General features: G+C 35.8%; 29 protein-coding genes and 1 pseudogene. 23 read left to right on the top strand and 7 right to left on the bottom strand.

Features of this window, described 5'->3' with window-relative positions; all coding sequences use genetic code 11:
* The first annotated feature begins 29 nt into the window (after positions 1-29).
* The 20 genes and pseudogenes from ES765_RS01290 to ES765_RS01210 all read left to right on the top strand — a co-directional run bounded on the left by ES765_RS01290 (position 30) and on the right by ES765_RS01210 (position 17,502).
* A complete protein-coding gene (locus ES765_RS01290; protein WP_138110779.1) occupies positions 30-1,370 on the top strand; it encodes an MBL fold metallo-hydrolase in 1,341 nt (446 codons plus the stop codon).
* A 7-nt stretch (positions 1,371-1,377) separates the two neighbouring features.
* Positions 1,378-1,857, top strand: a complete 480-nt coding sequence (locus tag ES765_RS01285) for a Dps family protein (RefSeq protein WP_138110778.1) — start codon at positions 1,378-1,380, stop codon at positions 1,855-1,857.
* Positions 1,858-2,165: 308 nt separating this feature from the next.
* Positions 2,166-3,026 carry an RNA polymerase sigma factor RpoD/SigA gene (locus tag ES765_RS01280; protein WP_138110777.1) on the top strand — a complete coding sequence of 287 codons (861 nt, stop codon included), beginning with the start codon at positions 2,166-2,168 and terminating at the stop codon, positions 3,024-3,026.
* A 138-nt stretch (positions 3,027-3,164) separates the two neighbouring features.
* On the top strand, positions 3,165-3,356 hold the full coding sequence (locus ES765_RS01275; protein WP_138110776.1) for a hypothetical protein: 192 nt from the start codon (positions 3,165-3,167) through the stop codon (positions 3,354-3,356).
* Between the two features lie 43 nt (positions 3,357-3,399).
* The gene (proC, locus tag ES765_RS01270; RefSeq protein WP_138110775.1) at positions 3,400-4,215 is read left to right on the top strand and encodes a pyrroline-5-carboxylate reductase; all 816 of its coding nucleotides are present in this window, start codon (positions 3,400-3,402) and stop codon (positions 4,213-4,215) included.
* A complete protein-coding gene (gene proB, locus ES765_RS01265) occupies positions 4,208-4,996 on the top strand; it encodes a glutamate 5-kinase (protein ID WP_138110774.1) in 789 nt (262 codons plus the stop codon). The genes proC and proB overlap by 8 nt, the downstream gene beginning before the upstream one ends.
* Complete coding sequence (locus ES765_RS01260; protein WP_138110773.1) at positions 4,996-6,195, top strand: glutamate-5-semialdehyde dehydrogenase; 1,200 nt, start codon at positions 4,996-4,998, stop codon at positions 6,193-6,195. The genes proB and ES765_RS01260 overlap by 1 nt, the downstream gene beginning before the upstream one ends.
* Before the next feature lie 33 nt (positions 6,196-6,228).
* The gene (locus ES765_RS01255) at positions 6,229-7,086 is read left to right on the top strand and encodes a GNAT family N-acetyltransferase (protein WP_138110772.1); all 858 of its coding nucleotides are present in this window, start codon (positions 6,229-6,231) and stop codon (positions 7,084-7,086) included.
* A 232-nt stretch (positions 7,087-7,318) separates the two neighbouring features.
* Positions 7,319-8,017 (top strand): NUDIX hydrolase, encoded by a 699-nt coding sequence (locus ES765_RS01250; protein ID WP_138110771.1) that lies wholly within the window; start codon positions 7,319-7,321, stop codon positions 8,015-8,017.
* A 39-nt stretch (positions 8,018-8,056) separates the two neighbouring features.
* Entirely contained in the window at positions 8,057-8,929 is an 873-nt protein-coding gene (locus tag ES765_RS01245) for a sugar phosphate isomerase/epimerase family protein (RefSeq protein WP_138110770.1), read from the top strand.
* A 47-nt stretch (positions 8,930-8,976) separates the two neighbouring features.
* The gene (locus tag ES765_RS22195; protein ID WP_249356176.1) at positions 8,977-9,150 is read left to right on the top strand and encodes a hypothetical protein; all 174 of its coding nucleotides are present in this window, start codon (positions 8,977-8,979) and stop codon (positions 9,148-9,150) included.
* Positions 9,083-9,829: pseudogene (locus ES765_RS22190) on the top strand (carboxylesterase family protein). Before ES765_RS22195 ends, ES765_RS22190 begins: the two are co-directional and overlap by 68 nt.
* 2 nt (positions 9,830-9,831) lie before the next feature.
* The gene (locus tag ES765_RS22185) at positions 9,832-10,053 is read left to right on the top strand and encodes a hypothetical protein (RefSeq protein WP_249356174.1); all 222 of its coding nucleotides are present in this window, start codon (positions 9,832-9,834) and stop codon (positions 10,051-10,053) included.
* A gap of 77 nt (positions 10,054-10,130) precedes the next feature.
* Complete coding sequence (locus ES765_RS22180; protein WP_249356173.1) at positions 10,131-10,490, top strand: carboxylesterase family protein; 360 nt, start codon at positions 10,131-10,133, stop codon at positions 10,488-10,490.
* Positions 10,491-10,766: 276 nt separating this feature from the next.
* Complete coding sequence (locus ES765_RS01235) at positions 10,767-11,279, top strand: hypothetical protein (protein ID WP_138110769.1); 513 nt, start codon at positions 10,767-10,769, stop codon at positions 11,277-11,279.
* 487 nt (positions 11,280-11,766) lie between these two features.
* Positions 11,767-12,423 (top strand): phospholipase D family protein, encoded by a 657-nt coding sequence (locus ES765_RS01230; protein WP_317131383.1) that lies wholly within the window; start codon positions 11,767-11,769, stop codon positions 12,421-12,423.
* A gap of 289 nt (positions 12,424-12,712) precedes the next feature.
* Entirely contained in the window at positions 12,713-14,275 is a 1,563-nt protein-coding gene (locus ES765_RS01225) for a beta-N-acetylhexosaminidase (protein WP_138110768.1), read from the top strand.
* Between the two features lie 879 nt (positions 14,276-15,154).
* A complete protein-coding gene (locus ES765_RS01220) occupies positions 15,155-15,520 on the top strand; it encodes an ester cyclase (RefSeq protein WP_138110767.1) in 366 nt (121 codons plus the stop codon).
* Positions 15,521-15,788: 268 nt separating this feature from the next.
* Positions 15,789-16,571: a DUF1080 domain-containing protein gene (locus tag ES765_RS01215; protein ID WP_138110766.1), complete on the top strand. Its 783-nt coding sequence runs from the start codon at positions 15,789-15,791 to the stop codon at positions 16,569-16,571.
* Between the two features lie 388 nt (positions 16,572-16,959).
* Positions 16,960-17,502 (top strand): DinB family protein, encoded by a 543-nt coding sequence (locus ES765_RS01210; protein ID WP_138110765.1) that lies wholly within the window; start codon positions 16,960-16,962, stop codon positions 17,500-17,502.
* An 81-nt stretch (positions 17,503-17,583) separates the two neighbouring features.
* Here ES765_RS01210 and ES765_RS22525 read toward each other — a convergent pair whose 3' ends face one another.
* Entirely contained in the window at positions 17,584-17,718 is a 135-nt protein-coding gene (locus ES765_RS22525; RefSeq protein WP_262710647.1) for a hypothetical protein, read from the bottom strand.
* A 234-nt stretch (positions 17,719-17,952) separates the two neighbouring features.
* Here ES765_RS22525 and ES765_RS01205 point away from each other — a divergent pair, with 234 nt between their 5' ends.
* On the top strand, positions 17,953-19,191 hold the full coding sequence (locus ES765_RS01205) for a DUF2130 domain-containing protein (RefSeq protein ID WP_138110764.1): 1,239 nt from the start codon (positions 17,953-17,955) through the stop codon (positions 19,189-19,191).
* A 104-nt stretch (positions 19,192-19,295) separates the two neighbouring features.
* On the opposite strand, the gene ES765_RS01200 is transcribed toward ES765_RS01205, so the two are convergent.
* From ES765_RS01200 to ES765_RS01190, 3 genes are all read right to left on the bottom strand, one after another.
* Positions 19,296-20,069, bottom strand: a complete 774-nt coding sequence (locus ES765_RS01200) for a LytR/AlgR family response regulator transcription factor (RefSeq protein WP_138110763.1) — start codon at positions 20,067-20,069, stop codon at positions 19,296-19,298.
* Positions 20,066-21,100 carry a sensor histidine kinase gene (locus ES765_RS01195; protein ID WP_138110762.1) on the bottom strand — a complete coding sequence of 345 codons (1,035 nt, stop codon included), beginning with the start codon at positions 21,098-21,100 and terminating at the stop codon, positions 20,066-20,068. The genes ES765_RS01200 and ES765_RS01195 overlap by 4 nt, the downstream gene beginning before the upstream one ends.
* Positions 21,101-21,229: 129 nt before the next feature.
* Complete coding sequence (locus ES765_RS01190) at positions 21,230-21,616, bottom strand: hypothetical protein (RefSeq protein ID WP_138110761.1); 387 nt, start codon at positions 21,614-21,616, stop codon at positions 21,230-21,232.
* Between the two features lie 261 nt (positions 21,617-21,877).
* Between ES765_RS01190 and ES765_RS01185 the strand changes: the two genes are divergently transcribed.
* Positions 21,878-22,219, top strand: coding sequence for a heme-binding domain-containing protein (locus ES765_RS01185; RefSeq protein ID WP_138110804.1), 342 nt, complete (start codon positions 21,878-21,880; stop codon positions 22,217-22,219).
* Positions 22,220-22,247: 28 nt separating this feature from the next.
* Here the strand turns inward: ES765_RS01185 and ES765_RS01180 are convergent, their stop codons facing one another.
* A complete protein-coding gene (locus tag ES765_RS01180; protein WP_138110760.1) occupies positions 22,248-24,566 on the bottom strand; it encodes a glycoside hydrolase family 113 in 2,319 nt (772 codons plus the stop codon).
* A 173-nt stretch (positions 24,567-24,739) separates the two neighbouring features.
* On the opposite strand from ES765_RS01180, the gene ES765_RS01175 reads away from it, so the two are divergent.
* Positions 24,740-25,420, top strand: coding sequence for a head GIN domain-containing protein (locus ES765_RS01175; RefSeq protein WP_138110759.1), 681 nt, complete (start codon positions 24,740-24,742; stop codon positions 25,418-25,420).
* Here ES765_RS01175 and ES765_RS01170 read toward each other — a convergent pair whose 3' ends face one another.
* Positions 25,421-25,603 carry a CPXCG motif-containing cysteine-rich protein gene (locus tag ES765_RS01170; protein ID WP_091620402.1) on the bottom strand — a complete coding sequence of 61 codons (183 nt, stop codon included), beginning with the start codon at positions 25,601-25,603 and terminating at the stop codon, positions 25,421-25,423.
* A gap of 6 nt (positions 25,604-25,609) precedes the next feature.
* Complete coding sequence (locus tag ES765_RS01165) at positions 25,610-26,281, bottom strand: hypothetical protein (protein ID WP_138110758.1); 672 nt, start codon at positions 26,279-26,281, stop codon at positions 25,610-25,612.
* Positions 26,282-26,286 lie beyond the last annotated feature (5 nt).

The following is a 26,286-nucleotide window of genomic DNA, read 5'->3' as shown; positions in this document are numbered from 1 at the left end:
TAAATTTTTATTCCTAATAAAACCATAGTATGATTATAAAGCAATTTCAAGACAAACCACTAGCCCATTATTCTTACGCCATATTAAGCGGCACTAAAATGGCGCTCGTTGATCCATCGAGAGATCCAAAACCATATTATAAGTTTGCAGAGGAAAACAATGCTGAAATTGTTGCTGTTTTTGAGACGCACCCTCATGCAGATTTTGTTAGTGGTCATTTACAGATTCACAAAGAAACAGGTGCAATTTTATATACTAGTAAGCTGGTAGGTGCAGATTACCCTCATAAATCTTTTGATGACGGTGATACCGTGATGATAAATGACATTACCTTCGCTGCTATAAATACTCCTGGGCATTCCCCTGACGGGATTACCATTGTAGCCAAGGACAACGCATCAAAACAAGCTATGTTTACTGGTGACACTTTATTCATTGGTGATGTCGGTAGGCCCGATTTACGAGAGAAAGTGGGTAACATGAAAGCAAAACGCGAAGAACTTGCAAAAGCTATGTTCGATACAGTTCAAACTAAATTCAATCATCTACCAGATGAAACTATAGTGTACCCTGCACATGGGGCAGGGTCACTTTGTGGCAAAAACATGAGCTCTGATTCATCCAGTACATTGGGTAACGAGCGGATGGGTAATTGGGCCTTTAAGAAATTGGCGGAAGAGGATTTTGTAAATCATATTCTAGCAGACCAACCGTTTATTCCCTCTTATTTTGGATTTGATGTGGACCTAAATAAAAAAGGGGCAAACCCTTTCGAAAGTAGTATCGCTGAAATACCTTTTCTCATGACAGTAGCTTCCTTAGAAAAAAAATGTGTTGTAATAGATACAAGGGATGAAAGTGATTTCAAAAATAATCATGTTGCCAATGCCATCAATATTATGGCACGAAACGAAGATGACAAAATAGAAACGTGGTTGGGATCTATCATTGAGCCAAACGAACCTTACTACCTAGTCATAGACAGTATTTCTAGAAGGCAAGAAATTCTTGAACGAATCGCAAAAATTGGTTACGAAACTCAGATAGAAGCAGTCGTAACTTTAGCAAACACACACATAGAACATTCTGATGATTTTGATTTCAAAACTTTTAAAGACAACACAGAGGCCTACACCATTGTGGATATTAGAAATAGAAGTGAGGTGCAAGAAGGAAAGATTTTCAAAAATGCCATTAACATACCATTGAACGAACTTAGAAATTCCATAAAGGATATTCCCACAGACAAGCCTATTGTCGTTCATTGTGCAGGCGGTTATAGAAGTGCGGCTGGTTCTAGTATAATTTCAAAAACAATCAAAGAAGCTAAGGTTTTCGACCTCAGCGAAAAAGTAACTAATTTTAAATAAATAGTATATGAAAAATTCAAACTTATCCAAAATTGGATTAAATAAGGAAAGTACCACGGAAATCGCTAATCATTTAAATGACTTGCTATCCAACTATCAACTATTTTACATGAACCTTAGAGGGTTTCATTGGAATATAACAGGGAAAAACTTTTTTGAATTACATCTAAAATTTGAAGAACTTTATAATGATGCCTTAGTAAAGGTCGATGAAATCGCAGAACGCGTTTTAACCTTAAGTGGCACTCCTATTCATACCTTTTCAAAATACTTAGACCATTCAGAAATCAAAGCCACAGAAAATGTAGTTGACGGCGATACGGCAGTTAGTTGTATTCTTGACAACTTATCTATACTTCTAAAAAAAGAAAGGGCCATTGTCACCATTGCAGCAGAAGCAAATGATGAAGGTACAGTCTCTTTAATGAGTGATTATATCGTTCAGCAAGAAAAATTGGTATGGATGTTATCAGCCTATAAAGATTAGATTTTATAACAATTTAAAAAAGGGGATAGCGACGCTATCCCCTTTTTTAAATTACTTCTCGTTTAGATAAATCACTACTACTTGATTAGTTCTTAAAATAGCGTATAAAAATATATTGTAATGCATAGGGCCTTGCATTAACATCCATTACAATTAATTACCAGCTATTTATATTTTCGAAAAAATCACAATTTCAAACAAAAAATATCAAAAAACCCTTTAAAATAGTCAAATAAATCATAAAACGAGTAATTTCCTTGCATTTTAACTTAAAAATGCTATTTTATCTATTAATCCAAAAGTATTCTATGCGACAACTGAAAATCACGAAACAAATTACCAACCGCGATGCAAAATCCTTAGAAAAATATTTTCAAGAAATAAGCAAAATAGATTTGATTACTGCAGATGAGGAAGTAGAACTGGCTAAAAGAATTCGTGAGGGTGATCAAAAGGCGCTTGATAAACTGGTTAGTGCTAATTTGAGATTTGTTGTATCAGCAGCTAAGCAATATCAAAATAGAGGATTACGTCTTACCGATTTAATTAATGAAGGCAATTTCGGCTTAGTCAAAGCAGCTAAGCGTTTCGATGAGACAAGAGGATTTAAATTTATCTCTTATGCAGTGTGGTGGATTAGACAATCTATTCTACAGGCGCTTTCAAAAAAATCTAGGGTCATACGATTACCACAAAATAAAATAGCTGTAAATTCTAAAATTTATCAGGTTTATTCTTCTTTGGAACAAACCTATCAAAGAGCACCTAGCCCTACAGAAATCGCATCTGAACTAGACATAAGTGTTTCTAAAGTGAAAAGTTCCATTAAAACCTCTGTAAAACATGTTTCTTTAGATGCTCCTTTTAAAGAGGGTGAATCCTCCTCCTTATATAATGTCTTAGAGTCCAAAAAACTCGATAGCCCAGACAAAGAAGTAATGAGCGAATCGTTAGAAATGGATATTGACCAAGCGTTAAATAAAATTTCTGAAAGACAAGGCGATGTCTTACGACTATTCTTTGGCCTTGGAAACCAACCCCCAATGAGTCTCATAGAAATCGGGGAAGTATTCGATGTCACTAGAGAACGTGTCAGACAAATAAAAGATAAAGGTCTTAGAGCATTACGTCGTAAATCCAACACAGAAGTATTACGAGCGTATTTATAGGTCACATCTAATTTCTCAAGTCATTACGCTATTAAGACCAACAAACGTATCCTTTTTAAATTATTATAACATAAGCTTAACACATCATATTAGGACTTGGCTTAGTATATGTTACTTTACTAGGAAAAATACTACAACATGAAATTTATTTATATCAAAAGACAAAGCGTTACCAAAGAATTATATCGAACAAGAACCGAACTTAAAAACTCAAAGGTCACTTCGATTACAAAATACTTTTTAGGAATACCTATCAAAGAATTACACACCTATACGCAAACGTATTATGGTCGGAAAAACAACGCTATTGAAAAGATGCTATTTATTTAAACACGAACACAAACAAATACAATCAATAAAATAATTCGAATTCATGAAGATATTAGTAATAGGAGCTGGAAATATGGGGTTGACGTATGCAGAAGGCATGTCTAAATCAAAATTACTTAAGAAAAGAAATATCATGGTGCTGGACACCTCAGAGGAAAAATTGGAAGCGCTGAGGGAAAATCCGCAATTTGATGCATTTGACGATTTGAATAAATGTGCTCCACAGGCAGATATTATATTCATTGCCGTAAAACCTTATCATGCTGAGAGTGTATTTCTCAAATTGAATCCTTTGGTAAAACCTGGGCAGATTATAATATCTATTATGGCGGGAGTCACTATGGAAAGTATAAAAAACCTTACTGGTCTTACCAAAATCGTAAGGGCTATGCCTAACCTACCTGCTTCAATTGGTAGAGGACTAACCTCTTTTGTAGCTTCTGAAGAAGTCACAAGAATTGAGCTTTTAACAGTAGAGAGTCTTTTGGATACTACAGGAAAATCTGTATTAGTAAGCGATGAAAATTTCATTGATGCCTCCACAGGAATTTCTGGAAGTGGACCGGCGTACGTTTTTTACTTTATGCAAAGCATGATGGAGGCCGCTATGAAAATGGGCTTTTCACCAAATGTATCTAAGGTTTTAGTAGCACAGACATTCACGGGTGCAATCGAACTTTTCAATCAGAATGAATTATCTCCAAATTCTTGGATGGACATGGTCGCCAGTAAAGGCGGTACTACTCGTGCAGCTTTGGATTCAATGGAAAACAATAATGTAGGAGAATTAATAAAAGAAGCGGCTTTTGCAGCCTTTGAACGTGCAGTTGAACTTGGTAAAGAAAAGGTAAATGTATAAACAGAAAATTGTCGTTAAAGTTGGCACTAATGTAATGACCAACAAAGACAACCGAATCGTGAGACCGGTATTGCGTAATTTGGTGCAACAGATTGCCGAACTCTATGAACGAGACATTATTACCGTACTTGTATCCTCTGGTTCTGTAATAGCGGGAAAAGAGGTTTTAGGAATATCGAATATTAAAGACGACACACAGCGCAGACAGGTATATTCTGCCATTGGGCAACCTCGTATGATGCGTCACTACTATAATATTTTCAATGATTATGGTATGAAATGTGCGCAAGTGCTCCCAACCAAAAGAGATTTTACGCCTGGGATACACAGAAAGAACATGATTGATTGTGTAGAAGGTCTTTTATCTGAAGGCGTTATTCCTATCGCTAATGAAGATGATGCTGTATCGGTAACTATGAGCATGTTTTCCGACAATGATGAACTAGCATGTTTAATTGCTACACTCATCGACGCCGATAAACTAATCATTCTTACGGATATCGACGGACTTTATACCGGGCATCCAAATTCAGACAGTAGTGATCTTATTCAGCATGTAAATCCTGAGGAAAACCTAGATGAATTTATTAAGGATAGCGATAAGAAAGCCGGTGAAGGACGAGGAGGCATGGGTTCTAAATTAGATTATGCCCAACAGGCAGCAGCCAGTAATATTCCTACCTATATCGCTAACGGTAAAAGAGAGGGTACATTAATTGATATTATAGAAGGAAAAAACGTGGGCACAAAAGTGACCTTGGAAGATAAAGAAGAAGTATAATGAAATTACTATCTACAGAACTAAAGAACAACGTATTACATAGCATGGAACGCATTTTGGATGAAAATCGAAAGTCGATTCTTGATGCCAATAAGAAGGATTTAGATCTTTTTAAATTGGAAGATCAAGCCATGTATGACCGGTTAATTGTAACGGACAGTAAGATTGATGGGATGATTGCTTCTATACAAGAAGTGAGGTCGCAAGAGGATCCCGTTAGCAAAACCATCTCCACAATATCTTTAGACAACGGTCTTGAAATCAACAATAAAACCGCACCCTTTGGTACCATCGTGATTATTTATGAATCTAGGCCAGATGTAACTATTGAAGCCGCCGTTTTAGCATTCAAGGCGAATAATAAGATACTTTTAAAAGGAGGTAAAGAAGCATTGCATAGCAATACAATTCTTATTGAACTTTGGCATAACGCCTTGGAGGAAAACGGATTATCAAAAGAGTACATTCAACAATTAACCTTGAATCGTGAAGAAACTCAAGCATTTTTGAAAAATCCGCCCGAAAAATTGGATCTTATTGTGCCAAGAGGTGGTGAGCGACTAATTAACTTTGTAAAGCAACATGCCACTTGCGCTGTACTTGTAAGTGGTCGTGGTAACAATTTTCTATATGTAGATGAAGATGCCGACTGGGAGAAAAGCGTAAAAGTAATTCTCAATGCAAAAACAGCTAAAATATCAGCTTGTAATGCATTGGACAAAATCCTCATCAGCTCCCATATTGAAAATTACGAGGAAAAACTAAAAGACCTTTATAAGTTATTGAAGGTGAAAGGTGTAGAAACTTTAGTTGATGCAGATGTAAACAATTTAATTGAAGGGGCCAATCTTATTGAAGATGCCTCAGTTTGGAAAGAAGAATTTCTTGCAATGAAATGTTGTTTAGGCGCTGTGGATTCCCTTAGCGAGGCTATTGAAAAAATCAATACCAATTCTGGTGGGCATTCTGCTACCATTATGACCTCTAATAAAGAATCAGCATTACAATTTATGGAAGAAGTAGATTGTGCGGCTGTGTACCAAAATGCATCTACCCGTTTTACAGATGGCGGCCAAATGGGTGTAGGGGCAGAATTAGCGATTAGTACCGATAAACTTCACCACCGCGGCCCTCTCGGTCTAAAGCAATTGGTCACCAACAAATATTATGTGTTTGGTGATGGCCAAATTCGTGAATAAAATTTTCAGTTACATAAAGCTAAATCCTAATGAATGTTAGAAAAAATAGAAACCATAGATGGTGCTTTGGTATATCATGGTAATATGCATAATCGTATTTATTTCTCTGAAGCAAATAAGGTTGATTTAGGCATGCTACTTCCAAAAATGAAAGACCTTGCAAAGGAGAATAAATATGAAAAAATTCTTAGCAAGGCACCCGAAGGGTCGATGGGTGTATTAAAGTCGAACGGTTTTATGGTAGAAGCCAAAATTCCCGGTCTTTATAATGGCACTATAGATGGCTACTTTCTTGCAGACTATATCAATAAAGAGCGGCATACTAATGATGAAAAGAGTCTGAAAACAATCGCTACGGTCAAAACCATAGCACTTGCTGCAAATAAGCCTAGTACGGATTCTCATTTTGAATTGCCAGTGAATCTCTCCATCGAAAAACTTTCTGAACGTGATTTTGAACAGTTAGAGGACTTACACAAAAAAGCATATAAATACCACCCTAATCAAATAAAGGATAAAGCTCATTTTTCCATGCTCAAAGAATTAAACCATGAATTTTATGGGCTCTTTGAAAATGGAGAACTGCTGGTTTCTGCTATTTTAGCTATGCATGAAGATGAATCAAATATGGAAATAGTAGATTTTGTGACGCACCCAGACTATCGCGGGCAAAACCTCTCTTATTTTCTTGTTCAGGATATTAAAGAACAAATGAAAACTTCAGGCTGTAAAACAGTATACGCCATGGTTAGGGCAACTTCATACGGGTTGAATATAACGTATAGTAAACACGGATTTATTTTGGCAGGAACTTTAACAAATAATTGTGTGGTTCGCGATACCATGGAGAGTATGAATATTTGGTACTTCAAAGGAAATGACCAAGTCTAGACCTCAGCCTTAATTAAGCTCCTCGCCTTATTCTATTACAATGAGGTAACCTAAAAAAGGTCATAGCAGTTTCTAGTATAAAAATCTTTAATCAAAGTACTGATGTTGAATAGGTGTCTATTCAACATCAGTACTTTTTACCTATTGTCTCATTTTACGACAATAATCCTTTGATTGCATTGTTATTTATGCTTTATTTGAAAAAGGCATTTAAAATTTCTCCAATCGACTAATGAAAGGTTCAGAACATAAAAATTTCATACCCAACCTTTCCTTTGATTGCGTCATCTTTGGTTTCAATGGCAACCTGCTTAAAATCCTTATTTTAGAATATCAGAACACGGGCCTTTTTGCCTTGCCTGGTGGCTTTGTTGAGGAAAACCAAAGTTTAGATGATGCCGTAAAGCAAGGCGTCAAGGATCGTACGGGCTTAGATAATGTATTCTTAGATCAATTTTACATATTTGGCGAAGTGAACAGAGCAGACCCTGAGCATATGAAACGTATGTTGGTCGCTAATAATGATGATACCAAAGAGAACCGCTGGATGTTGGAACGGTTTCTTACTGTTGGTTACTATGCCTTGATTAATTATGAAGAGGTTACTCCCAAACCGGATCATCTATCAGATAGTATAGGCTGGTATTCCATTGATGAATTGCCAAAGCTTATGATGGATCATAATAAAATCGCAGAAAAAGCCTTGGAGGTTCTTCGTAGCAATTTGAGTGAAAAATTAATTGGCATGAACCTTTTACCCTCAAAATTCACGATGAAACAATTACAATTGGTTTTTGAGTCCGTTTTAGACCAGCAATTAAGACGAACCACCTTTCAAAGAAAAATGTTGTCTCTTGATATTTTAGAACGACATGAAAAATTATTTCAAGGCAAAGCACACAAAGCTCCTTACTTATATAGTTTTAAATAAATTTACAATAGAATAATAGCAACACTTAAATCAATAACAATGAAAAACTCGATAATGAAAACCCTTTTAAAATGTTTCGTACTAACCGCATTTATGTGTGGTTCTGTAATGACTTATGCACAAACTAAACTTGGTGGTCTTGCTCTTTATACCGTAAGAGATGATATGGGTACAAATGCGAAAGCCACCCTACAAGCCGTTGCCGATGCAGGATATAAGAATATTGAAGCTGCAGGTTATCAGGACGGGAAATTTTACAACATGACTCCGGTAGAATTCAAAAAAACACTTAAGTCCATGGGGCTTAAACCTATCAGTACCCACCAAGGTTCGGTTACCTTAGAAAATGCAGACCAAATGATGGCTGATGTAAAAACTGCCGGATTCAAGTATTTTGTAATTCCTGTGCCACCAATGGGTATGTTCGAAGTCAATAAAGAGGGTATGGGCATGGACGGTTCTGTAGAAGATTTGGCCAAAATATTGAACACACTGGGTCATAAAGCTAAAAAAGCGGGTTTGAAATTGCTCTACCACAACCACGATTTTGAATTTAAAAAGAATACAGATGGCATTGTTCCGATAGATTACCTACTGGAAAATCTTGATCCAAAATATGTGAACTTTCAAATGGATTTATACTGGGTAACCAAAGCAGAAGCCAACCCAATTGCATATTTCAACAAATACCCAGGACGTTTCAAAATCTGGCATGTTAAGGATATGGACGAGCAAGGTAGATTTGCTCCTGTAGGTCAAGGCTCAATTAACTTCAAAAACATTTTGGACAACAAAATATTATCTGGTATGAAGTATTACATGGTAGAACAGGATAAGACCTTTGATGGTTTAAAGCCTTTGGAAGCTATTAAAATCAGTCATGAGGGACTTAAAGAAATAGGCTTTAAATAGTCGGTTACCCGTTTAATATACCATACATAAAATATTGTTTTCAACTAATGACCGTACTGGCCGTTATCACTTTGAGCGTTCCAATTTCTGGGCAAGATGCGGTCCTTACAGGAATACAGGTTCCTGTAATCGAAACGGAAAATGGCCCGTTAGGTGGTTACATCTATAACGACATACACACCTACAAGGGTAATTCAGTACGCAGAGGCAAAGCGTTCTGAAGTGGCAGAAAATCCGACAACATGGGACGGTGTAAAAAGCACCACTATGTATGGTCCTGTTTCTCCAGTGATTACTCCGACAATATCGATTCATGATGAATCTGAATTTGTCTTCGACCATTATTGGGGCTTTCCCAATGAAGATTGTTTGAGCCTCCATGTTTGGACACCGAATGTATCCGATAACAAAAAGAGACTCGTACTATTCTGGATTCATGGTGGTGGATTCACTACTGGCTCCTGTCATGAACGTACTTCCTATGAGGGTGAAAATTTAGCTAAAAAGGGTGATGTAGTGATCGTTTCCATTAATCACCGTTTAAATGTTCTAGGTTTTCTAGACCTATCGGCTTACGGTGACAAGTACCAACATTCTGCCAATAATAGTATTTTAGATATGGTTAAGGCCTTGGAATAGGTGAAGAACAAAGTGACCATTTTCGGCCAATCTGGCGGGAGCGTGAAAGTGAACACCCTTATGGTGATGCCGAAAGCAAAAGGATTGTTCCATAAAGCCATCAATCAAAGCGGTTCTTTCAGAAGTGCCCTGTTGGAGAAAGATGCTACCCAAGCTATTGCTAAAGAGACCTTGAACATACTTGGCCTAGACGCAAATTCTGTAGATAGCATTAAAATATTCCGTTCGAAGTATTGGCAGATGCGAGCAGCAAAGCATTAAAGGTGGTAGCAGGAAAAATGAAATCAGAAGGGAAACATGTCATCGAATTTGGCCTTAATTGGGCACCTAGTCGCAATAGTACAAATCTACCTTATCAATTAGGCACAAAAAAGGCTTTGGCATTATCAAAGATTATTCCCTTAATCATCGGTACAACTAAGAATGAATTTTCACCGTTCGCCAATATGCGTTTTACGGGTGCATCCGAAAAAACCATCATGTAGCATATCAAAGACACGCAAATGCTTATGTAAAAGCGGTTAAAAAAGCCTATCCAAAGGATACGCATACTAAAGATCTAGTGGATATAGATACGATGTTTAGACCTGGTGCGATAGTAGAATCAAATAAAAAGTCAGCTTTAAAAGGTGGCGCACCTGTTTTTATGTGTTTATTTACAGGGCAATCACCAGTATTCGATGGTAAACACAAGGCACTACATTGCATGGAACTTCCTTTTGTTTTTGATAATATCGATAACGCCAATCAAATGAGCGGTGCATGGATCAATTTTGCGAAAACCGGAAATTCGAATTATAAAAATATTCGAGATTGGCCTACCTACAATACTACGAATACTGCCACGATGCATTTTGATGTCACCTGTGAGGTAAAATCACAACTAGATAAAGAACTATTTGAATTAGTAGGACACAACTAATTTTTAGTAACTCAGAAGCAAGTGAGATTTTTGCTACCCTGTCACTTCGAGTGAATTTTGAGGCACGGAAAATTAGTATCGAGAAGCTAGCGTGTACCAATATTTTAAGCTTCGTTGCACTCCACCTAAAACCACTCCGACTGAAAATTGGTTTTTCATTCTCTGACCTAAAGCAAAATCAAACTAAAACAGTATTAAACTATTTAACACATATGGTATCTAACACTCTTTAAAATTATTTGAATATTTTTGCCACCGCAAAACACCAAATAAAAGATGAAAATGACAACTGGATTAAAAATGAGAATTATACACCGCTATTTGGGCTTTTTCTTGGCAGGTATTATGGCTATGTATTCCATTAGCGGAATCATCATGATTTTTAGAAACACCGATTTTTTAAAGAGCGAAGTTCTTACTGAGAAACAATTAAAACCTAATTTATCGACTGGGGAGTTAAGTGCCGAATTACGGATTAAAGGTGGTGTAATACCTGAAAAAACAGAAGATGGTGTCGTCTATTTTATACAAGGCGAGTACAATACCGCAAGCGGTATGGCGACTGTTAAAAAGATGGAGCTGCCCGTGATTCTCGATAAAATGGAGCATCTGCACAAAGCAACTACGGACAGCCCTGTATTTTATTTGAATATTTTCTTCGGACTTTCATTACTATTCTTTGTGATTTCTTCATTTTGGATGTTCTTACCGAAGACCTCTGTGTTTAAAAAAGGCGTGTATTTTTCTTTGGCAGGTATGCTATTGACCCTTATTCTGCTGTTTGTATAGCTAGACACATCAACTATGCTTTTTAATTCCCCACTGTAGCTTCGACTGTTTTTTGTTCGAATGTCACTTCGAGTGAATTTTCGAAGAATGAGAAATTAGTATCGAGAAGCTAGCGTGTTACCAACTCCCGCATAAAACAGCTAAATATCATATTGAGGGCAGTCGAAATGCTCTCACCAATTTCATAACAAAAAGACCTAGTTTTATGTCACCTTTACGGATACCCGTAAGAACATCTACCGCATTCTTCTTTATCTTGCAGTAGACCAAGCGAAGTATATTCCCCCTATCACTTTAGCGTAATTAATTTTAAAAAACAGCTATAGGTACTAGTCACTATATTTCCTGATATTGGGAGATATACGTACGTAGTAAAACATTTAAAAAAAACAATAACCCCAATTAATAAATGGCAAAATATTTAAGAACTTCTAGCATTAGTGCGGAATTAGAAAATTTAATTAAAGACGCATGAAAAGAACTTTATATAATTAGTCCGTATTTAAAACTTTCCGATCAAGTCCGAGAACTTTTAAACGACAAGGAAAGGGAAAAAGTTGATGTCCGAATAATATTTGGAAAGCAAGAGCTTGCACCAAAAGAAATGGCTTTTTTAGAGGATTTAAAATATATCCGACTTTACTTCTCTAAAAACCTTCACGCAAAATGTTATTTGAATGAAAGTAAAATGATAATTGCATCAATGAATTTATATGAATTCTCGCAACAAAATAATCGCGAAATGGGAATTTTGATTGACATTGAAAACGAAGAGGATAGAATAGTTTATGAAGGTGCTACTAAAGACATTGAGTCGATGATTCACAACAGCGAGGATTTTTCATATGTAAAAGCACCACAAAAAGTCTTACAATCGGAAAAGAAATCTAATCCAGTCAAATCAACTGAAACGAAAAGCAACTTTTCAAAATCAAAATACAAGACAACTAAAGAATTATCTCAAGAAACTGAAATAAGCAGTAGAAAAATTAATGCTGTACTTGTCGATAAAAAACTTATGTATAAAAAAGATGACGATTGGTTTGTAACTAAAAAAGGAAAAGAGTTTGGTGGAATTGAAAAAGAAGGTCAATATGGACAATTTGTAATTTGGCCAGAAGAAATAAAAAGAGAGATTGCGTAAGAAACGTTTTATAAAAGTGTATATAAAACATAGATGTTATAGGCTTCACGAGAGGCTTTTATATAATTACGAAGAGCGCCAAATTTAAGAATTTGGCTTTTAGTAAAAAAAAGATGAAAATTCGGCTCGTGTATAATCCGAAACGTTAGCCACAATTAAAAACTAAACTAAGTCATTATCAACATCATACTTAATCTCTACTAAAAAGATTATCAGATATATTTTATGTAATTAAAACCCTGAAAAACAATTATATAGCTCATACTTATTAGTAATCAACAATAAAAACATGAAAAACCTAATAACCCTAACTCTGTTTTTGATGTCTATTTATAGCTGTCAAACACAAAAAAGTAAATCTTGGACACTCGTTCCATATCCTAACTCTATATCAGCTCGCCCAGGAACATTTTCATTTGACCAGGGGTTTACAATTTCATCTACTAACAGTTCATTAAATAAAACCATCATTTTATTTAAGAAAAAATTAAATGAACTTGAAATTGATACGAATATTAAGTCAAATCAAATTATAGAAGTAGGTTTGGTAAGTGCGGATGAAATAAAATCAGAAGCGTATAAATTAGACATAAATAAAAAACGAATTAAGTTAACAGCCTCAGATTCCTCCGGTATTTTTTACGGTTTGATGACCATTTGGCAAGAATTGAAATTTTCAAAGGTTAAGGCTATTCCTTGTGGATTAATTAAAGATGAACCTCGTTTTGCTTATAGAGGCATTATGTTAGACGAGTCTAGGCACTTTTTCGGAAAAGAGAAAGTGATGCAGATGATTGATTTAATGTCCATTTTTAAATTGAATACATTTCACTGGCATTTAACAGATTCTGACGGTTGGCGAATTGAAATTAAAGCATTCCCTAAACTTGGCGAGATAGGTGGAAAAGGAGATCTTACGAATGCAGACGGACCAGTGAAATATTATACTCAGAATGACATTAAGGAAGTCATTAACTACGCAAATGAGCGGTTCATTGAAATTATACCTGAAATTGACATGCCTGGTCATGCTACTGCAGCCAATAGAGCATATCCTGAATATTCAGGTGGCGGAAGTGAAAAATACCCAGAATTCACATTTGATGTAGGAAATGAGAGTACGTATAGATATTTAAATACAGTTTTGGAAGAGGTTGCTGAACTATTTCCTTCTAAATATATTCATCTTGGTGGTGATGAAGTTCACTTCGGTAATGAAAATTGGTCTACCAATGATTCCATCACATCACTTATGAAACATGAAGGACTTAAATCTCTCGTAGATGTAGAGCACTATTTTATGGAAAGAATGGAAAAGAATCTTTTTAAAATAAACAAAAATTTAGCTGGTTGGGATGAAATTGTTGAATCGAATATTAGTAATGAAACTGCTTTGGTATACTGGTGGCGTCATGATAAGCCAGAACAACTTGAGAAATCTTTAGCAAAAGGATTCAATACTATCCTTTGCCCACGCATCCCTTTCTATTTTGATTTTGTACAACACGAAAGAGATACTGTTGGTAGACGTTGGGGCGATAATTTTGGCACCATCGAAGATGTATACAGCTATCCTGATAGTTCTCATGAGTTTTCAGATCAGGAAATAAACCTAATAAAAGGTCTTCAAGGAAATTTATGGACAGAAAAAGTGGCGAGTGAACAAAGGTTGGATTATATGCTTTTCCCAAGACTGATAGCCCTATCAGAATCTGCATGGACAAAGGAAACCAATAAGGATTTATTACGATTCGAAAAAAACTTATCTTCAGTATTTGAATTTTTAGATGAACAGAGCATCTATTATTTCAATAGTATAGACCCTTTACTTAGGGCTGAGCCTAAAAAGTAAAAGTCAATGATAATAGTTGAGTTTTATTAGATAATTGCAAACCTAGGTTATTTGAGAAATTTCAGGTCCTTTTTGAGGTTGTAAGCGATTGAGGAAAGACGCATCACCTTGTTTGCCTATTTAAGTCTAATTGTATTGATTTTGCGCATTCCACAAATTGGGCCAGGGCGCCGAAGACAGGTTTTACCATACACTAGGCATAGCTTGAAAACACCATAAGGTCAATGCCCTTTTGGCCGCTATTGCTATACTAACCTTCGGTAAATCGATAAAGAAACTGAAGGTCCAACTCCCTTTATAAACCTCCATAAAAATTGTTCTTCTATATGCGCTCACTCAATTGAAAATGGGTAAACAGATTTTCCTAACACTCCTGTTTTTCTTGCATATCTATGGTTACCGCCCATTGATTAATACCCAATATCAGAACCAACTTTTTTGCTTACTTGAGCAACAGGCACTAAAACAAATATGGCGTAAAATGTTGAATCCATTTGCTTAGGCTTACTTGTGTAAGTCCGCATAAACTTTTAGATTTTCTTTAAAAAGGAAAAAATCAAACAAAAGGCTTTTGCTACGGGCTTTCGGAATGTGAAGCGTATTATCGTTTCAGGACTGCTTTTAACTTGGCTGCTGTAGGTCGTTTAAACAAAAAATACAGGTAAGCCAAAAACCGAATTAGAGTAGGCGCATATTTTAAGACTATAATTATGAAACCAACCAAAACCCTTTTAAACGGAATAGTTGCTTTACTACTTTCATTAACGATCATGAGCTGTAAAGATGAAACTGTAAATAAACTGTCAGCCGAACATCTTGCTTTAGAAAAAGCCGAAAGATAATTAAGTGAAAATGTATAAAACAGTTTGAGATGATAGTATCAACAAAACGGAAATCGATAAAGTAAACGAAACGAATTCTGACAAAAGCATTACTTTCATTGCAGCACCAGAAAACATAGTTGGAATTGAAGGTTTCAAGGCTTACTTTCAAAATTATCTGATTGAATTTTCAGATATAACATGCACTCTTATTAATGTTTTTGGACAAGACGATAAAATTTTTCAACATTGGAATTTTAAAGGAACGCATACAGGTGAATTTTTCGGAATACTTGCTTCTATGAAAAAAGCAGCTATTGACGGAGTAACACGTGTTAAAACGAAAGACGGGAAAATAAGACAAGAACAAGATTTCTTGGATAATTTATCTTTTTTTTTAGCAACTTGGAATAATTCTATCTGACGACTAGAAATTACTGCCCGCAACATATAATATTTATTATTAAGGCAAGCCTACTTACGAAAATTCGAACGGATTTTATACCTATCAACAGGCAGGTTCGGTTTGTATTTGCTAAATTAGGTCTGCAACCACGCTACAAGCCATGTTCAAAAACATTACCAACATGCTAAAAAAACAATAATTTAAATTATGAGGTGACAACCCTTGAAAATGTATTTCCATTTTTACTTTAGAATATAGTATACGCTAACACATTAAATTAGTTACAATGCAGAAAACACTTTCCTTCCTATTTATGGCCACTATTCTTGTAGGTTGTCATACGACCAATTCCGAATGGAAATCTCTAATTACTGATAATTCTCTTGATGGTTGGCATATTTTTCAAGATGATGGAACAAAAAAAGGCTGGATTGTTGAGGGTAACACCCTAACTTTTAATGGGGTATCAGATATGGAATCAGGTGCGGGAGACGCAAGTTTATTGTCTGATAAAGTATATCGAAACTTCGAAATACAATTTGATTGGAAAATTGAACCTGGAGGTAATAGCGGTTTTATGTGGGGAGTAAATGAAGACCGAAAATATAAATACCCCTATCAAACAGGACAAGAAATCCAGATTTTAGATGCTGCCATTTATGACGACCCTAATTTAGTTCTCGGAGGAGAAATTGAACTAAATAACGTACTAGAGGATTTGAAAGCAAGAAAGCATTATGTAGGGGCTTTGTATGATCTATCGGCACCTACTAAATTAAATGTAAGCAGACCAGCTGAGCAATGGAATTCCTATCACATCAAAATAGACTATGATGCGAATCGTGGGGACGTAATTTTCAACGATACTTTAATTAATTCATTTCCACTTAAAGGTCCTGAATGGGAAACTATGCTAAAGAAAAGCAAGTTCAGTAAATCAGAAGATTATGAATACCTTGGCGATGCACGATGGTATGACTTTGGTATATTTTCAGAAGGACATATTAGTTTTCAAGACCATCCTGGAAAGGTTTCCTTCAGAAATATAAGGATTAAAGAGCTTGATTAAATCTAAGTTTTAACTTTTCGGAACAATACATTGGAAGTTTAATGGCATCAGGCACAAAACAACTAAACCTACAAGTTAGTAGCCCTATTCCACACTAGGTGCGTTAACTAAGACGCTTAGTACATATTAGAAAAAAGGGTAGCTATCATAAAATATTCTACTAGTATTCCCAAAATTAATCTTTAAAAAGTGCTCTCTAGCAGAACAAAAGAATCAACTCTACGGAAAAGCTGAAGACCTTACCCTAAATAATACTTATCAAGAAGTTACTCCTATTTCTTTTTGTTATTTTTTCATTAAGCTTAGCACTATTAGTACTATTAGTACTAGTGACAAATAAAACCGAAAAGTCAGTAGGTTTAAAAAAAATAAACGAAACTTAGATTGTATGAAACAACTACTCACCCTAACCACCCTACTATTTTTAAGCACATTACAAACACCGATATTCGCTCAACAAGATATATTTATCGAAGATTCCATAGAGCGTTTGGAAAATTCGCGAGCGTATGTACTACTTGTGGCAGAAATGATGCCTGAAGAGAACTATGACTTTAAAGCTACTAAGGAGTCTTTGAGTTTTTCCGAGAACTTAATGCATATCGGCTATGCGCTAGATTGGCACAGTCAGTCACTATTAGCTGGGCGAGAATCAAGAGATTATACTACCGACACAGTATATAAGCCAGCCAATAAAACGAAAGAAGAAATGATGGAAACCATTGATACCACTTTTGATGAAACCATCAAATTATTACATGAATTCAAACCCGCTCAATTAGATGATGAACTTGACTACTTTGGCTTGAACCGGTCTAAACGACAAATCTTCATGTTGCTTGCTGACCATATTACGCATCACAGAGCTCAAATGTTGGTGTACATGCGACTAAACGGACTTGTACCACCGCGCTACGTTTTGTTTCAATAAACAGCTATCTAAAAACTGAGGTTTAGAAATGAAAAATTAATGCAGATTAAATAAACACCCTACGTGACAACAATTAAGAAGTTACTCCTCTTTCTTCTTGTCATTTTTCATTAAACTTAGCACTACAAGTACTAGACCTAGACATACTGCCCCAAAAATAGCTATCAAAATAATACCGTAGTTCCAGTTAACAAGAGGTAACAGTTGTAAAATCATAGGTCAGTGATTTATTTTCAAACAAATGTATACTGAAGTGACATTTCAACATATGATAATTGTCAGGATTTCAAAATTATATTCCGATTTCCAATATGCCTTTTATTAGGGTGTAGTAGAAAACTGTGGTGCATTCTATTGCCTAACCGTATATATGAGTATATCTTTATAAAATAGTCCAATTTCATACGCATAAAGCTGAGAAATCGCAACGATAATGTATTTAAGAAAATCATGGTAGATAAAATAAAATGTCCTAATTGTGGTCACGAATTTGATGTAGAAGAAGCGTTATCGGGTAAAATGCAAGCACATTTTAAAGCAGAATATGAGCGTAAAGTAGCCGAACAGGCTGAAAAGTTCAATAAAGAGCGTGGTAAACTCGCCCAAGAAAAAGAGGAATTTGAGCAGAAAAAGGAAAAAGAGAATGAACTGTTCAAAGAAAAACTAGAACTACGCTTAGTAAAAGAATCGGAGAAAATTCAAAAGCAGACGAACGAGACTTTTGAGCAACAGTTAAAATCCCTTCAGCAAGAAAACGAGAAAAAGAAGGAAGAAAATAGGGCCTTACGGTCTCAAGAAATTGATCTGTTAAAACGAGAAAATGAACTCAAAGAAAAAGCGGAAGACCTTAAACTAAACGTTCAAAAAGAACTGTTAGAAAAGCAAACAGAAATAGAAGAAAAAGCCAAAGCCAAGGAACGGGAGTCTATGGCTTTAAAAGAAAAGGAATACCAAAAACAATTGGATGACCAAAGAAAGCTCATTGATGAAATGAAGCGTAAAGCTGAACAAGGTTCCATGCAGATGCAAGGAGAAGTACAAGAATTGGCTCTTGAGGAGCTTTTAAGGAACACCTACCCTTTTGACAACATAGATGAGATTGGTAAAGGGGTTCGTGGCGCAGATTGCGTACAAACGGTCATTAATTCATTGCAACAAACCTGTGGTTCTATTGTGTATGAAAGTAAACGAACCAAGAATTTCTCTAACGACTGGATCAACAAGCTCAAACAAGACCAAATTAACTGCAAAGCAGATATCGCCGTAATTGTGACGGAAACCTTTCCAACCGATATGGATCGGTTCGGAGAAAAAAATGGCGTTTGGATTTGTGGTTTTAACGAGGTGAAAAGTGTCTCTTTAGTGCTACGGGAGTTATTGTTAAAAACACAATCGATAAAATCATCGGACGAGAACAAAGGAGATAAAATGGAATTGCTGTATTCCTATTTAACAAGCAACGAGTTCGTGCAGAATATCAATAGAATTATTGAAAATTACGACTCCATGATTCAACAGTTGAACTATGAGAAAAAGTCAGCCTTCAAAAATTTTGCTACTCGGGAAAAACAAATTTGGGGCGTACAAGAAAACATAAATGTGTTGTTCGGTTCCATTAAAGGTATTGCCGGAAATGCTTTATCAACCTCCGCTATTTTAGAGTTACCTGACTCTAGCATAGATGAATAACAAACAATATTCTAGTCGCTAAATTTGACGAACTGAATAGGCCAAAATCGTTAAACAGTACACTCGAAACCGTTGATCAACACGATTTCTAATTATGGAGACATTTAAGAATTCATCCAATCTTTAAAATCAGATGCCTTGGCCTTACTTACTATTATCCGCTCTTTGGAGACCGGGTTTACGCTTACAATAAGCTTCCCATTGAAATAGTATTTTAGATTTACGATAGCCTCACGATTTACAATGCATTGCCTATTGGCCCTATAGAAACTAGTTGGGTCTAGGCTTTCTTCTATATCTTCTAATTTACCTTCAACACTATAAGTTTGGTTGTCTTTACTCACCGCTTTTACCGCCCCAAGATTTATTAAGAAATATGCAATAGTAGCAGTTTTTAAGGGAATCAACTGATCCCGTTGGCTCACTAGAAACGTATTTTTATAACCCTTTTTATCGGCACTGCCTTTTATCAAACTCAACAAACCCTTTAATTGGTCATCATCGATGCCCTGCAATTTCTCCTTTACCTGTACGGTGAACTGGTTTAGGGCATCGGTAAGCTCGTCTTCGTCAATAGGTTTCAGCAAATAATCAATACTGTTCACTTTAAAAGCCTTTAATGCATATTGATCGTAGGCCGTAGTAAACACCACTGGTATATCGATTTTTACCTGTTCAAAAATCTCAAAAGAAATACCATCTGCTAGGTGAATATCCATTAAAACCAGTTCTGCATCATGTGCTGTTGAAAAATAGGCAACGGCAGCTTTGACCGTATCGAAAATGGCTAAAATTTCAATGCTAGGGTCTATGCTGTGCAGTAAATAGGTTAGGTTATCGCTTGCGGCAAGCTCATCTTCTACAATGACGATTTTCATGCTATTTTTCTTAAGGGAAGTTCTACCTGAAAGATACCATTTTCGGTACGTACCAGCACATCTTGTTGCTGTAAGAGCAGGTATCTTTTTCTCAAATTCAATAATCCGGTGCCGGTACCCGCTGCCATAGTTGTTCTTGGACGTAAGGGGTTATCTATGAAAATAGAATTTTCTTTCGAATAGACACGAACCAACAAAGGGTTTGATTTTGAAATTTCATTATGCTTTACGGCATTTTCCACTAAAAATTGCAGCGCCAATGGCGGAATTTTTCTCCCTTTTAATTCTTCGGCAATCGTAACCTCAATTTCAAACCGTTCTCGATAACGGGTTTTCATGAGATAGGTATAGCTTTCCAAAAATTTAAGCTCTTCACGTATGCTCACCAAATCACTATTGCCACTCTGTAAAATATACCGATACATATACGATAGTTTTTTTACGAATTGGGTTGCGGGTTCATTATCGCGTATCAGCGATGTCAACGAATTCAGTGAATTGAATAAAAAATGGGGATCTATCTGATTTTTAAGGGCCGTGAGTTCTTTCTGTAGATTCTGATGTTTTAAATGCTCATTCTCTATATCACTCACCCGTTGGTTCACTTGTAATCGTAAAATTCTTGCAACGAAATACAATACAATAAGCAAGGTGATGTAACCAAATGCCAAAAAGCCCTTGTCCTCATTAGATAACGGGTTATTGACCATTAAGGGATGCAACGCTTTCCATAGGGTTAAGGTGCCAAAGAGCATTGCCAAATCCAATAGAATGATACTTATTGTAGCATAGGTACCCCTAAGTTTAAATTTTATATACACCACATTGGCATTGATTTCCAAAATTGTCCAAGAGAAAAAGAACATAAATACCAAACGGTACAGAAAATCAATTACCGAAACACTTTGAAGCTGTTCATTACCAGAACTAATCATATTATACACATGTATATTTCTAGGCAAGGAAACTAAAACCGCCAACAAAAGAGCAATTTTTATTATTTGTGGTTTTTTAACTGTCGGTAAGATCATGACATTTGCTTTAGAGAAGCACTTTTCAAATTTACATCAATTTTACTGCGGATACGACAGGTCGTTTTTAAAGCAAAAAAAAGGCTTTCAAATTTACTTTGAAAGCCTTAATTAACCAACCAACTAAAACTAAACTTTATAAGGATTGAAATTTGCAGGTAAGTATTGGTTTACATCAAAACCTAATTCTACTTCTTCCTCTACCTCTATTACATTTATATCTGCTACATCTAATTGAAAACCTTTATAGGCATCAAAACCGTAAGGTAAATACGCTTCTGTATCAATATCTAATTCGATTTCTTCCTCTATTTCAATCACATTGATATCTGTTGAAGGATTCAGAGAAATAATAGTGGCTTGATTTTTTATAGCCTCTTCAAACGGATTGTTAACTTCATTGAATAAAGAAACATTTGCAACATTCCTTTCTTGTCTATGTTTTTGTTCTGCTGTAAAGGAAATAAGAACCCCTGCTACTAGTAGTACTCCAAAAATTATTTTTATGTTTTTCATGTTTTTATATTTTATGTATTACTGTATTTCTTTTGATTCGATGATACAAATGTACGGTACAGTCCAACCACGAATAGTGACTTTTTGACTGAACCGTCTATATTGGAAGGTGAAACGTGTTAAAATAAAACTGAACTTTTCGATAGGTATAGAAAATTTGCCTATCCATTGAAAATGAAGGACCTGTACCATCAAAATTGTTTGATTTTATGGAAACAAATTGAAACTTTAATCAAAAGTACCACGTGAAAAAAAACAGGAATTGCCCTTGCCCTAATTTTAATCGTCATTCAATTTATACGTCCGGAAAAAAATACCTCAGGAAATGATACCTTCGCTATACAAACCAACTACACCATTCCTAATGATGTAGAAAACATTTTACAGGTTTCTTGTTATGATTGCCATAGTAACACTACTGAATATCCCTGGTATTCAAATGTCCAGCCTGTAGCTTGGTTTTTAGCGGACCACGTAAAGGATGGAAAAAAGCATTTGAATTTTTCTGAATTCACGAAGTCGTCCCTTTTTGTACAATACCATAAACTGGAGAAAACGAAGGAAATGGTAGAAGAAAAAGAAATAATAGATTATGGTTTTTAAAGCAGCTATGAAATCGAAATGATTTTAACTATTTAGAAAACCACTTACGTACGGTTTCGTCGGCGAGCTTATTATTAGGCGTAAAGGCATTATTATCACTTCCGCGGTACTCGAGATAACTAGGGTATTTCCACCAGAGAATTCCTTGGCACCACGGTTCGTTTTCAATTCCTTTAAATATTATTTCATAACAACGTTCTTGAGCTTCTTCATTGATGCTTTCATCGGCCTCGGCGTGTGGGTTTTTCCAGGGCGCATCAATACTTCTAAAACCGATTTCGGTAAATACAATCGGTTTTTTAAAGCGTTTATATACCGTTCTAATTTTAGCCTTAATGGTATCAAACTTCAAGGTCAATTCTTCATCCGTAGGATTGTCCTTCTTACTTAATGGATAATAGGAATTGAGTCCTATAAAATCCAGTTCATCCCAAAATTCTATGTTTTCAAATTCTTGACCCCAATTTGCAGCATAGGTAAGTTGACCAGAAAATAGACCTCGTGTCCTTTTTATCATGCTTCGCCATGCATCGGGTCTTGACAATGTTGCCTTGGTAAATTCAACCCCTAAACAAAGCGCATCCATTTCATGTATTTCGCCTAAAAATGCATAATGCCGTATCCATCTATAGTAATGGTCAAAAAAGACGTCCCATTGTTCATTGGTCGGCATTTCAATTCCTCCTGGCCAACTTCCACCAACAAAAATTTGGGGTTTAAGCAGCGTGAACATTCCCATATCGTGAGCAGTTGAAGCAGCATGCACCACCGCCTCATCATTCTCACCGCCTGCATGCGTACTAAAGCGAAATGGAGCCGGTGTATGTACATCTTCGATACCACTATACGGCACAATCGCCATGGCATTACTACCCAAGTTTTTCTGTTTCAATAAAGATTCTGTTGCTTTGCTAGAACCATACCCATTATAAATACTATAGCCCTCATGTGCAAAATTGAATCCTTTTAAGTACGGAAGTTTCTTTGCCTCGACCTTATTCTTTGGATAAGCTATTGGCAAGGCTTCTAAAAATAGTTGCCACGCTCCTTCAAGCTCATGGAGTTCTTGTGAGGTAAGTTCAACATCTTCATACTTGTCCAAAAAATATTTTTTGCCCCAAGAATTTACTAAAAAATCGACAAACAACCCTGCCATGCAATCTCTTATCAAGGGAGATTCCATCTCTAAATACGCGTTATCTAAAAGTTCGGCTATCGACAAGGTATTACCAGACTCCACAAGCCTTGCAGACCAGTACTGAAAGCCTCTCACCTGCCACGCATCCGTGAAATAGATAGAAAGACCATACGTGAGTATATCTTTCTTAGATGCCCCTAAGAGATGGTGAAGCAGTAGCGCATTATCCTTTCCGATGTTATTATTCTGGTAAATTTTATTGATAATAGTGTGGACCGAATTATCTAACGTATCCATATGAGACTGATCGGTACTACCCGTAATCAAGCCTTTCTCCTCCATATTTTTATAAAAATGATAGGTGATTCTAGGGACTGTAGTCGTACCCTCAACAAATGCCAATATTTCTGAGGCAGTCCTTTCTATGCGGTCGGTAAGTTCAGTTACTTGCGATGACTCGATAGCACTCTCATGATTAATAAGCCGGTACCGTTCTGTTTCTAAAAGTACGTCGGCACCCGAAGAAAAATCGAAGAAAGTAGTAACATCGGTTTTCCACTTCGCATCAAAATCGCCCATAATCACTCGCTCATGATTCTTGTAGAGTTCATAATCAAGATTTTGCCGATAAAAAGACTGTCCATGGTCTTTTATTTTTTCGACAAAAAAGTTGAAAACCTCTTCAGAATTTGTTCCCGTCAAAAAACTAAATGGCATTTTTGGCTTCAAAGGACTTGGATAAAAACCTACTGATAAAATGAAATTTTCATTGCGGGTTTTTTTTGAACCAATCTTAATGTACTTCTTATTTATTTGAAACGGTGTTTGTGAGATATACCTTTTTAGAATTACGTTATCGTCAATAGCACCCACAAAAAAAACAACATACTCATTAAGGTTTTCTTCGGTTACCTCTGATACACTTTTATAAATAATTTTAGCACTTCGCCATGAGTTGGTAGGCACCTCTAATGAAACCCTTTCTAGTATTTCCTTATACTTCTGGCTTAGCTCAGCATCTTTGGCGCCATATACCACTAGTATTTCTCGTTTTTCAAAGAAACTGCGTCGAAGATCGCGTTTGGTAGGAATTGAATCTAATTTGTTCAATACAACTTCATTTTCAGCTCCTGATAAAAATTGAACACCCGTAATGCCAACTACTAGCAAAGCTATGACAAGGGTGACTACTAAATAGTTGTTTTTCATATATCAAGCTAAGCACTACGGCTTGATTAAGGTAGTGAAACAAAAAATGTATGCGAATCACTTGCCCTAATTTAACTATTATTCTTTTGTACTCTATATATTATCTATTGTGAAGTACTCTTGAATAACTAATTATGTAACTTAACTTTGACCGATTAATTAACCAACACCACATGAAACGAATCATAACTATCGTTTTTATACTTTTTTCAATGCTACCTTGTTTAGCGCAAAACCCTTCAACCCAATCTTTACAAAAATTTTCAACACTAAAAGTGTATGACCGTATTTCGGTAACCTTAATTAAGGCTGAAGAAAACAAATTGATTATAAGTACTGTAAACACAGATGAAGTCGAAGTATTAGAAAGTAATGGTGTGCTAAAGCTAAAAATGGATTTAAATCCATTTTTAGCTGGAAATATGATTGCCATTAAATTGTATCACACCGAATCCTTAGTGGCTATTGATGCCAATGAAAATGCTAAAATCATTTCTAATGGTGTCATAAAAGGAGCATCAATAGAAATTAAGGCACAAGAAGCTGGAATTGTTACGTTAGACCTGAATATGGAAACGGTCATTACAAAAAGCTCTAGTGGAAGTGAAATAACGCTATCTGGAACTACTGGTGTACAAGATGCAACCATTAATACCGGAGGCAAACTTTACAATAAAAACCTACTAACAAAAGAAACCATGGTAATCGTATTGGCTGGCGGACTTGCCGAAGTTCACGCAACTGAAAAGGCAGTGGCAAAAGTAAAAGCTGGCGGGACCATCTTTATACATGGCAACCCGAAAATTATTGAAAAAGATGATACTTTTGGGGGTACAATAGAAGTAATCAATTAATTACTGCTCTATACTTTGCGCATCAAAAGCGATAAGTTCATTGTCTTCAAAACGCGGGGTTAACTCAATTGGGTTGCAACAAACTTCGCAATCTTCTACATACGTCTGTTGCGTGATGGATGGGTCTAGAAGCATGGAGACTTCTTCCCAGCAATATGGACATTGAAAAAAATGCTCGTACATACGCGTCTAAATTCTTTTTAATTCTTTCGTCAATTCCTTTAACGTAATGGTCTGAATTAAATTATCGGCGTTAGAAGTGAAAATTGTTTGATTGCCCAACTTTAAATAAAGTGTATCCTCTTCTGAGTCTAAAAAAATATCTGAAGCAGTTGCTTTAATCTCTTCCAACGATACATCAAAACGTTTTTTCAATGTAATAGTTCCACTACGATTGGAAAGCTCAAACCCTGTATAATCGAACAAACGCTTTAATCCGCTGAAAAAGCTAATCCCTATAAATACTAGAGCAGCCATAGCAAACTTATAGCCCAATGTAAAAACATCTAATTCATCACCATTCATAAAAGTCAGCACAAGGTTGATACATCCATAAATTCCTACTAAGAAAACAAAGACACCTAAAATTATTCCAACAATATCTGTAATCATTGCCTTATTCGTTCGTCTCACGGTTATTCCATCTTGATTTCTCTCTGCTTTAAAACCAAAATCCTTTAAATAGTCTAAATTTTTAATCTCAATTAATTTTTGAGAAATGGCATTTTCTAAATGAGTAGTATCCACCGCAATAGCACGTTTCTCTAGTTCATCCTTTAAATTCAACTGTGATTCAAAAGTTAGTAGGGAATGTCGTTTCAGAATCCCTATCAACTCATTATCTATTCTATTGCTATACATTTTCG

The sequence above is a fragment of the Maribacter sp. ACAM166 genome (assembly GCF_005771495.1).
Lineage (GTDB): Bacteria > Bacteroidota > Bacteroidia > Flavobacteriales > Flavobacteriaceae > Maribacter.
Note: the sequence above shows the minus strand (reverse complement) of the source record. Positions and strands in the feature narration are given on the sequence as shown.

Bases quoted from the DNA above. Each gene is read 5' to 3' on its own strand.
- ES765_RS01205 (WP_138110764.1), top strand. From the start codon at position 17,953: ATGGTAGATAAAATAAAATGTCCTAATTGTGGTCACGAATTTGATGTA.
- ES765_RS01255 (WP_138110772.1), top strand. From the start codon at position 6,229: ATGTTAGAAAAAATAGAAACCATAGATGGTGCTTTGGTATATCATGGT.
- ES765_RS01200 (WP_138110763.1), bottom strand. From the start codon at position 20,069: ATGAAAATCGTCATTGTAGAAGATGAGCTTGCCGCAAGCGATAACCTA.
- ES765_RS01195 (WP_138110762.1), bottom strand. From the start codon at position 21,100: ATGATCTTACCGACAGTTAAAAAACCACAAATAATAAAAATTGCTCTT.
- proB (WP_138110774.1), top strand. From the start codon at position 4,208: ATGTATAAACAGAAAATTGTCGTTAAAGTTGGCACTAATGTAATGACC.
- ES765_RS01280 (WP_138110777.1), top strand. From the start codon at position 2,166: ATGCGACAACTGAAAATCACGAAACAAATTACCAACCGCGATGCAAAA.
- proC (WP_138110775.1), top strand. From the start codon at position 3,400: ATGAAGATATTAGTAATAGGAGCTGGAAATATGGGGTTGACGTATGCA.
- ES765_RS01210 (WP_138110765.1), top strand. From the start codon at position 16,960: ATGAAACAACTACTCACCCTAACCACCCTACTATTTTTAAGCACATTA.
- ES765_RS01180 (WP_138110760.1), bottom strand. From the start codon at position 24,566: ATGAAAAACAACTATTTAGTAGTCACCCTTGTCATAGCTTTGCTAGTA.
- ES765_RS01165 (WP_138110758.1), bottom strand. From the start codon at position 26,281: ATGTATAGCAATAGAATAGATAATGAGTTGATAGGGATTCTGAAACGA.
- ES765_RS01175 (WP_138110759.1), top strand. From the start codon at position 24,740: ATGAAACGAATCATAACTATCGTTTTTATACTTTTTTCAATGCTACCT.
- ES765_RS01290 (WP_138110779.1), top strand. From the start codon at position 30: ATGATTATAAAGCAATTTCAAGACAAACCACTAGCCCATTATTCTTAC.
- ES765_RS01170 (WP_091620402.1), bottom strand. From the start codon at position 25,603: ATGTACGAGCATTTTTTTCAATGTCCATATTGCTGGGAAGAAGTCTCC.
- ES765_RS01235 (WP_138110769.1), top strand. From the start codon at position 10,767: ATGAAAATGACAACTGGATTAAAAATGAGAATTATACACCGCTATTTG.
- ES765_RS01260 (WP_138110773.1), top strand. From the start codon at position 4,996: ATGAAATTACTATCTACAGAACTAAAGAACAACGTATTACATAGCATG.
- ES765_RS01250 (WP_138110771.1), top strand. From the start codon at position 7,319: ATGAAAGGTTCAGAACATAAAAATTTCATACCCAACCTTTCCTTTGAT.
- ES765_RS01245 (WP_138110770.1), top strand. From the start codon at position 8,057: ATGAAAAACTCGATAATGAAAACCCTTTTAAAATGTTTCGTACTAACC.
- ES765_RS01285 (WP_138110778.1), top strand. From the start codon at position 1,378: ATGAAAAATTCAAACTTATCCAAAATTGGATTAAATAAGGAAAGTACC.
- ES765_RS01275 (WP_138110776.1), top strand. From the start codon at position 3,165: ATGAAATTTATTTATATCAAAAGACAAAGCGTTACCAAAGAATTATAT.
- ES765_RS01225 (WP_138110768.1), top strand. From the start codon at position 12,713: ATGAAAAACCTAATAACCCTAACTCTGTTTTTGATGTCTATTTATAGC.
- ES765_RS22525 (WP_262710647.1), bottom strand. From the start codon at position 17,718: ATGATTTTACAACTGTTACCTCTTGTTAACTGGAACTACGGTATTATT.
- ES765_RS01190 (WP_138110761.1), bottom strand. From the start codon at position 21,616: ATGAAAAACATAAAAATAATTTTTGGAGTACTACTAGTAGCAGGGGTT.
- ES765_RS22195 (WP_249356176.1), top strand. From the start codon at position 8,977: ATGACCGTACTGGCCGTTATCACTTTGAGCGTTCCAATTTCTGGGCAA.
- ES765_RS01215 (WP_138110766.1), top strand. From the start codon at position 15,789: ATGCAGAAAACACTTTCCTTCCTATTTATGGCCACTATTCTTGTAGGT.